Genomic DNA, 6,162 nt, shown 5'->3' on the forward strand with positions numbered 1-6,162 from the left:
TGAACTGAAACAGAAGCTGGGCAACGAGGACAAGACCTTCGTCTGGGTCAAGCGTCAGGTGGACGAGCCGGTGGCCAAGCAGATCGCCGCACTGGACATCAAGGGCATCTACCAGCGCCGCGAATACAAGCGCGAGTACCCCGAAGGCGAAGCCGCCGCGCACGTGGTGGGCTTCACCAACGTGGAGGACCGCGGGCAGGAAGGCGTGGAGCTGGCTTTCAACAAGCAGCTGGCCGGCAAGAACGGTTCGCGCCGCGTGATCAAGGACCGCCTGGGCCGTGTGGTGGAAGACGTGCGCGACGTGGTCCCACCCGTGGACGGGCCGGACCTGCAGCTGTCCATCGACAGCAAGGTGCAGTTCTTTGCCTATGAAAAGCTGCGCGACGCGGTCCGGCAACACAAGGCCAAGGGCGGCAGCGCCGTGGTGCTGGACGCGCAGACCGGCGAGGTGCTGGCGCTGGCCAACTACCCCAGTTACAACCCCAACAAGCGGATCAACCTCAGCGGCGAGCAGCTGCGCAACCGCGCGCTGACCGACAGTTTCGAGCCCGGCTCGACCATGAAGCCCTTCATCGCGGCGCTGGCGCTGGAAAAGGGCATGGTCACGCCGAACACCCCGATCCAGACCGCACCGGGGCGCATCACGATCGGCGGCTCGACCATCACCGATTCGCACGCCCATGGCGTGCTGACGGTGGCCGAGGTGATCCAGAAGTCCAGCAACGTCGGCACCGTCAAGATGGCGATGCAGATGAGCCCGCGCGAAATGTGGGAGACCTATGCGCAGGCCGGCTTCGGTCAGAAGCCGCAGCTGCCCTTCCCCGGTGCGGTCAGTGGCCGGCTGCGGCCGTACAAGACCTGGCGACCGATCGAGCAGGCGACCATGAGCTACGGCTACGGCCTCTCGGCCTCGCTGTTCCAGCTGGCGCAGGCCTACACCATCTTCGCCCGCGACGGCGAGCTGATCCCGGTCTCGCTGCTCAAGAGCGAGTCCCCCGCCTCGGGCGTGCACGTGTTCGGCGCGGCCAACGCGGTGGCGGTGCGCAAGATGCTGGCGCTGGCCACCGGCCCTGGCGGTACCGCACCGCAGGCGCAGACCATCGGCTATTCGGTGGGGGGCAAGACGGGCACGGCGCACAAGCAGGAAGGCAAGGGCTACGCCGGCAACAAGTACCGCAGCTGGTTCGTGGGCATCGCGCCCATCGAGCAGCCGCGCATCGTGGTGGCGGTGATGGTGGACGAGCCCAACAACGGCGTGTACTACGGCGGCCTGGTGGCCGCCCCGGTGTTCAGCGAGACCGTGCAGCAGACGCTGCGCGTGCTGGGCGTGCAGCCGGACATGAACGTCAAGCCGCAGATCCTCACCGTAGCCGAGGAGGAGTCGTTCTGATGTGGCCCACCCCCGTCGCTTGTCCACTGCGTGTGGCCGCATCCCCCCTCCAGAGGGCAACACCTGCGCCCCGGCAAAGCCGGTTGCGCGGTGTTCTGTTTGGGGAGCACGGCGCATGACGCAGGTGTTGAACGATCCGCAGGCCGTGGCCGACTGGTTGCGCGAGCGCGTCACCGGCACGCTGCAGTGCGACAGCCGTCGCGTGGCCGCCGGCGACGCCTTTGTGGCCTGGCCCGGCGCCGCCACCGACGGTCGCCGCTACGTGGCCGCCGCGCTGCAGGACGGTGCCGTGGCGGCGCTGGTGGAGCACGAGGGGGTGAACACCTTCGGCTTCGACGACGACCGCATCCTGGCCGTGCCAGGACTCAAGGCGCTGGCCGGACCCATCGCCAGCGCTTTCCACCGCGACCCGACCGCCGAACTGGACGTGGTGGCCTTCACCGGCACCAACGGCAAAACGTCCAGCGCCTGGTGGATGGCCCAGTTGCTGTTGGCGGTAGACCGCCCCTGCGCGGTGGTGGGCACGCTCGGCATCGGCCAGCCGCCGCAGGCGGGCCGCGCATCGAGCATCGTCTCCACGGGTCTGACCACGCCCGACCCGGTGCTGCTACAGGCGCGCCTGCGCGCACTGGTGGACGAGGGCGTGAAGGCCTGCGCCATCGAGGCCTCGTCCATCGGTATCGTCGAAGGGCGGCTGAACGCCACCCATGTGCGCGTGGCGGTGTTCACCAACTTCACCCAGGACCACCTGGACTACCACGGCAGCATGGCCGACTACTGGGCCGCCAAGGCTGCGCTGTTCGACTGGCCCGGCCTGCAGGCCGCGGTGGTGAACGTGGACGACGCGCGTGGCGCGGCGCTGGCGTCCGATCTGGAGGCCAGGCGGCTGGACCTGTGGACCGTGGGCATCGAACCCGCGTCGCAGCGCGCACCGGCCCGCCTGTTTGCGCAGGACATCGGTGTCACCCAGAGCGGCATGCGCCTGACCGTGGGTGAACGCGATGCCGGCGGGGACGTGCTGCACAGCCATGCGCTGCAGCTGCCCCTGGTGGGGCGGTACAACGTGTCCAACCTGCTGTGCGTGCTGGCCTCGGCGCGCGCCCTGGGTGTGCCGCTGGCCGAGGCGATTCAAGCCTGTGTCGCGCTCAGCCCCGTGCCTGGGCGCATGGAGCAGGTGCCGGACGCGGGCGGGCAGCCGCTGGTGCTGGTCGACTACGCCCACACGCCCGACGCCCTGGAAAAAGCCCTGCACGCGCTGCAGCCACTGGCGCGCGAGCGCGGGGGTGCCCTCTGGTGCGTGATCGGCTGCGGCGGCGACCGCGACGCCAGCAAGCGCCCGCTGATGGCCGCCGTGGCCGAGCGCGAAGCCCGCCACCCGGTGCTGACCAGCGACAACCCGCGCAGCGAAGACCCGCTGGCCATCCTGGCGCAGATGCGCGCCGGCCTGGCGCAGCCCGACGCCGCGCTCATCGAACCCGACCGGGCCGCCGCCATCGCACGTGCCGTGCAGGGCGCGGCCGCGCGCGACGTGGTGCTGATCGCCGGCAAGGGGCACGAGGACTACCAGGACATCATGGGTGTGAAGAAACCGTTCTCGGACCTGGAGCAGGCGCGCGCCGCGCTGCAGGCCCGTGGCGCTGGCAGCGGAGGTGCGGCATGAAGACCGTGGCCCAGTTGCTGCCCCTGCTGACCGGCGCCCGCGTGGTGGGCGACCTGTCGGCCGCGTCCATCGCGCGCGTGCACACCGACACCCGCAGCCTGCAGCCCGGTGACCTGTTCGTGGCGCTCAAAGGCGAACGTTTCGATGCGCACGACTTTCTGCCGCAGGCGCGCGCCGCGGGTGCGGTGGCCGGCATCGCCCACCAGGGCCTGGCCGATGCCGGCCTGTCCGGCGTCGAGGTGCCGGACACGCGGCTCGCGCTGGGCGAGCTGGCCCGCCGGTGGCGCGAACAGTTCGAGCTGCCGCTGATCGCCGTGACCGGCAGCAACGGCAAGACCACGGTGACGCAGATGGTCGCGTCCATCCTGCGCGCCGCTGCTAGCGACGCGGCGCACGCCACGCGGGGCAACCTGAACAACGACATCGGCGTGCCCATGACACTGCTGCGCCTGCGCGCGGAACACCGCCTCTCGGTGGTCGAGCTGGGCATGAACCACCCGGGCGAGATCGCTTACATCGCCGCGCTGACACAGCCCACCGTGGCCCTCGTCAACAACGCGCAGCGCGAACACCAGGAATTCATGGGCACGGTCGAGGCCGTGGCGCGCGAGAACGGCGCCGTCATCGCCGCACTGCGCGCCGGCGGCACGGCGGTGTTCCCCAGCGACGACGACCACACCGGCGTCTGGCGCGAACTCGCACACGGCCGAGATGTGCTGACCTTCAGCGACACCGATCCCGCTGCCGATGTGCGCGCCTTGAGCGCCGACTGGGCCGACGGTGCCTGGGCGCTGCGCTTCACGTCTCCTGCGGGCGAACAGACCTGCCGCCTGCGCATCGCCGGCCGCCACAACGTGCGCAACGCACTGGCCGCCGCGGCCTGTGCGCTCGCTGCAGGCGTGTCGCTGGCCGACATCGGGCGCGGTCTCGATGCGTTCGAGCCGGTCGGTGGCCGCTCGCGCGCGCTGTCGGTGGCGCTGGCGGACAGTGCGCTGACGGTGATCGACGACAGCTACAACGCCAACCCGGACTCGGTGGTCGCCGCCATCCGTGTGCTGGCCGAACTGCCGGCACCGCGTTGCCTGGTGCTGGGCGACATGGGCGAGGTGGGCGAACAGGGCCTGGCCTTCCACCTGGAGGTGCTGCGCCAGGCGCAGGCCAGCGGCATCGACGCGGTGCACTGCGCCGGCGACTGGATGCGCCAGGCCTGCGAGGCTCTGCATGCCGCGGGCGAGCCGGTGCCTCTGCACTGGGCCGACGTGGACGCGCTGGCGGCCCACCTGTCCGCGCGCATGCCGTCCGATGCGGTGCGCAGCGTGCTGGTCAAGGGCTCGCGCTTCATGCGCATGGAGCGCGTGGTGCAAGCCCTGCAGGCGCTGGCTGTGACCGCCTCACCACCAGAACAACAGAAAGATCCTTCGCATGCTGCTTAGTCTGGCGCAATGGTTGCAAAGCCTGGGACCCGAGTTCGGGTTCCTGCGCGTGTTCCAGTACCTCACCTTCCGTGCGGTGATGGCCGCGCTGACCGCGCTCATCGTCGGCCTGGTGGCCGGCCCCTACTTCATCCGCCGCCTGGCCGCGCTCAAGATCGGCCAGCCGATCCGCGAATACGCGATGCAAAGCCACATCAGCAAGGGCGGTACCCCCACCATGGGCGGCGTGCTGATCCTGTTCGCGATCGCGCTGTCCACGCTGCTGTGGTTCGACTGGTCCAACCGTTTCACCTGGATCGTGCTGCTGGTCACGCTGGGCTTTGGCGCCATCGTCTGGGTGGACGACTGGCGCAAGGTGGTCAACAAAGACCCCGAAGGCATGCGCTCGCGCGAGAAGTATTTCTGGCAGTCGGCCATCGGCCTGCTGGCGGCCTTTTACCTGGCCTTCAGCGTGGCCGAGACCAGCAACCTGCGCGTGCTGCAGCTGTTCATCGACTGGGTGGCCTCGGGCTTCACGCTCGAACTGCCCCCGCGCGCCGGCCTGATGGTGCCTTTCTTCAAGGAAGTGGCCTACCCGCTGGGCGTGTTCGGTTTCGTGGTCATGACCTACCTGGTCATCGTCGGCGCCAGCAACGCGGTCAACCTCACCGACGGGCTGGACGGACTGGCGATCATGCCGGTGGTCATGGTCGGTTCGGCCCTGGGCGTGTTCGCCTACGTCACCGGCAGCGCGGTGTTCTCGCGCTACCTGCTGCTGCCACACATCCCCGGTGCGGGCGAGCTGCTGATCTTCTGCGCCGCCATGGCCGGCGCCGGCCTGGCCTTCCTGTGGTTCAACGCCCACCCCGCCCAGGTGTTCATGGGCGACGTGGGCGCGCTCGCGCTGGGCGGCGCGCTGGGCACCATCGCCGTCATCGTGCGCCAGGAAATCGTGCTGGCCATCATGGGCGGCATCTTCGTGGTCGAGGCCCTGTCGGTGATGCTGCAGGTCTCGTACTTCAAGTACACCAAAAAGAAGTACGGCGCGGGCCGCCGCCTGTTCCAGATGGCGCCGCTGCACCACCACTTCGAGAAGAAGGGCTGGAAGGAAACGCAGGTCGTGGTCCGCTTCTGGATCATCACCATGCTGCTGTGCCTGATCGGCCTGTCCACCCTGAAGCTGCGATGAAAAGGACCACCCCCGTCGCTTGCCCACTTCGTGTGGCCGCATCCCCCCTCAAGGGGGCCACGCCTGCCGCCCGGCAAAGCCGGTTCGGCGGCGTGCGCTGGCGTGCGTCCGTGGTGAAGGGATGGGTCGCATGAACAGACTGGACAAAGCCCAGGTTCTGATCCTCGGGCTCGGCATTTCTGGCCTGTCGATGGCGCGCTGGTGCGTGCGCCACGGCGCGGTCGTGACCGTGGCGGACACGCGCGAGACCCCGCCGTCGCTCGCCGCGTTGCGCGCCGAATGCCCGCAGGCCACGTTTGTGGCCGGGGCTTTTGATGAGGCCCTGCTGGCGCGCGGATCCTGGAACCTGATCGCCCGCAGCCCCGGCCTGCCGCCCCCGCAACTGGCGCCGGCCCACGCCTGGGCGCAGCAACACGGCGCCGCCTGGGTGGGCGAGCTGGACCTGTTCGCCCAGGCCCTTCAAGACCTGTCGCAGCGCGAGGTGCTCCCCTACAAACCTCAGGTGCTGGCC

Annotated in this window: 4 protein-coding genes and 1 pseudogene; all 5 read left to right on the forward strand. The window is 69.6% G+C overall.

Annotated features, from left to right (window positions below):
* Window positions 1–1,390, forward strand: a 1,390-nt coding sequence (locus tag ACR2JA_RS06150) for a peptidoglycan D,D-transpeptidase FtsI family protein (protein WP_434008227.1), incomplete at its 5' end; no start/stop codon positions are given.
* A 115-nt stretch (window positions 1,391–1,505) separates the two neighbouring features.
* Window positions 1,506–3,050 (forward strand): UDP-N-acetylmuramoyl-L-alanyl-D-glutamate--2,6-diaminopimelate ligase, encoded by a 1,545-nt coding sequence (locus ACR2JA_RS06155; protein ID WP_434008228.1) that lies wholly within the window; start codon window positions 1,506–1,508, stop codon window positions 3,048–3,050.
* Complete coding sequence (locus ACR2JA_RS06160; RefSeq protein ID WP_434008229.1) at window positions 3,047–4,483, forward strand: UDP-N-acetylmuramoyl-tripeptide--D-alanyl-D-alanine ligase; 1,437 nt, start codon at window positions 3,047–3,049, stop codon at window positions 4,481–4,483. Before ACR2JA_RS06155 ends, ACR2JA_RS06160 begins: the two co-directional genes overlap by 4 nt.
* The gene (mraY, locus tag ACR2JA_RS06165) at window positions 4,473–5,651 is read left to right on the forward strand and encodes a phospho-N-acetylmuramoyl-pentapeptide-transferase (RefSeq protein WP_434008230.1); all 1,179 of its coding nucleotides are present in this window, start codon (window positions 4,473–4,475) and stop codon (window positions 5,649–5,651) included. The genes ACR2JA_RS06160 and mraY overlap by 11 nt, the downstream gene beginning before the upstream one ends.
* 130 nt (window positions 5,652–5,781) lie before the next feature.
* Window positions 5,782–6,162: pseudogene (locus ACR2JA_RS06170) on the forward strand (UDP-N-acetylmuramoyl-L-alanine--D-glutamate ligase); the annotation flags it as partial.

It is taken from the genome of Hydrogenophaga sp. (assembly GCF_051007235.1).
GTDB lineage: Bacteria > Pseudomonadota > Gammaproteobacteria > Burkholderiales > Burkholderiaceae_C > Hydrogenophaga.

Bases quoted from the DNA above. Each gene is read 5' to 3' on its own strand.
- ACR2JA_RS06155 (WP_434008228.1), top strand. From the start codon at position 1,506: ATGACGCAGGTGTTGAACGATCCGCAGGCCGTGGCCGACTGGTTGCGC.
- mraY (WP_434008230.1), top strand. From the start codon at position 4,473: ATGCTGCTTAGTCTGGCGCAATGGTTGCAAAGCCTGGGACCCGAGTTC.
- ACR2JA_RS06160 (WP_434008229.1), top strand. From the start codon at position 3,047: ATGAAGACCGTGGCCCAGTTGCTGCCCCTGCTGACCGGCGCCCGCGTG.